This is a genomic window from Xanthomonas sp. SHU 199 (assembly GCF_000364665.1).
Lineage (GTDB): Bacteria > Pseudomonadota > Gammaproteobacteria > Xanthomonadales > Xanthomonadaceae > Xanthomonas_A > Xanthomonas_A sontii.
The window spans coordinates 1-1,594 of record NZ_AQOI01000163.1 but is presented as its reverse complement, the minus strand read 5'-3'; the positions used below and the strand labels follow the sequence as shown (position 1 = coordinate 1,594).

At 69.6% G+C, this 1,594-nt stretch carries 2 protein-coding genes; both read right to left on the bottom strand.

The window, feature by feature from the left end; genetic code table 11:
- The coding region (locus D183_RS0107280) for an Hpt domain-containing protein (RefSeq protein ID WP_017908423.1) at positions 1-841 on the bottom strand (841 nt) is incomplete at its 3' end.
- A gap of 13 nt (positions 842-854) precedes the next feature.
- Complete coding sequence (locus tag D183_RS0107275) at positions 855-1,175, bottom strand: STAS domain-containing protein (protein WP_017908422.1); 321 nt, start codon at positions 1,173-1,175, stop codon at positions 855-857.
- Positions 1,176-1,594 lie beyond the last annotated feature (419 nt).

Here is a 1,594-nt window from a genome sequence, read left to right as displayed (position 1 = left end):
CAGCCGGCGCGGCCTCCGGTGTGGCGGCACTCTCGAAACCGGCGAAGTCGTCGGCGCTGGCCTGGCTGCCGGCCTCGGCCACCAGCAGCGGCAGATCCAGGTTGGCGGCGTCGCCGTGCGGGTCCACCGCCAGCACCAGCAGGTCGCAGTCGTCGCGCACGAATTCGAAGATGTCCTCGATCGCGGCCTGCTGCGCGTCGCTGCGCAGCAGGATGTCGAAGCCCAGGTAGCAGGCCTCCGGATCCAGTTCCGGCAATGCCGGCACGCGCTCGTGACGGGTGCGCACCGCTTCCAGGCTGCCGAGGCTGCGCAGGCAGCGGATCAGGTGCAGCGGCGAGTTGCCGAAGCGCAGCGCATCGGTGAACAACTGCAGCGAGATCCGCCAGTAGCCGGTGTGCGCCGGCGCCGCGGGCGTTGCGGCGGCGCCGGCCTTGGCGGCTGGCGCGGCAGCAGGGTGCAGGTAGGTCTGCAGGCGTTCCAGCAGCGGCGCACCCTCGCTGGCCAGCGTGGCTTCGTCCGCCTCGGCGCCGGCGGCCGCTTCCACCAGGGTGCGGATGTGGTCGCAGCAGGCGAGCATCAGTTGGATCAGCTCCGAATCCAGCGCGACGGCCTGCTCGCGCACCAGATCCAGCACGCTCTCCACCACATGGGTGAAGCCGACCAGTTGCGCCAGATCGAACAGGCCGCCGGAGCCCTTGATGGTATGGGCGGCGCGGAAGATCGCGTTGACCGCGTCGGGACCGGCTTCGCCGCGCTCGGCTTCCAGCAGGTTGCGTTCCATGTCCTCGAGCAGGTCGCGGCTCTCGGCGATGAAGGTCTGCAGCAATTGATCCATGTTCATGTCGTGCTGCCGATTAGTGAAGAGTGTCGTCGCCGACGCGCTCGAACGCGTCGCCCAGGCCGAGCAGGTCCAGCGCGTCGCCGACCGCCTTGGTGCAGCCCTCGAGCTGGAATGGCCGTCCCAGCGCGCGCAGCGCGGCCTGGGTGGCCAGCAGCAGTTGCACGCCGGTGGCGTCGATGTCGTTCACCGCCTGCACCTGCAGGCGCAGGCCGCCGGGATGCTCCAGCGCGGGCAGCAGCAGCGGCTTCAGTTCGGCCGCATGGCGGATGGTCATGTCGCCGTCCACGATCAACTGCAGCGGCGGATCCTGTTCGTCGGGGGGCGTCGAGCGCATGGCGGGTCTCCGGCAGTGGCGAGTGGAAAGCCGGCGCCACGCCGTGAAGAGCGTGTGCAGGCCTGGGTACCAGCGATATCGGCGCGGACGGGAAATATTTAGAGATATTTAGCCCGCGTGAAGCATTTGTCTCGCAGGCCGCACGCGAGCCTGAGTGGTTCAGACCGGTGCCAGGACGCGGATCCCATAACCGCGCCGATGCGGTCGGTCCCTACGTTTCTGCATGCGCCGTGCCAGTCGCGGCAACGGGGAAGGCGTCAAAAAGCCGCGCCATCCGTGCGACGTGGCGGCGGTCTTCACGTGAAGACCGCTGCAGGCCAGGGAACACAGCGGCGCGAGCGCCCATACGCCACCGAACGTTGTGGCGGTCCGGGGCGGGGGCGGGGCAGAGGGGTGCGGGGTCGCGGCAGCCGGCCGCG

Coding starts and splice junctions, on each gene's coding strand:
- D183_RS0107275 (WP_017908422.1), bottom strand. CDS start 1,175: ATGCGCTCGACGCCCCCCGACGAACAGGATCCGCCGCTGCAGTTGATC.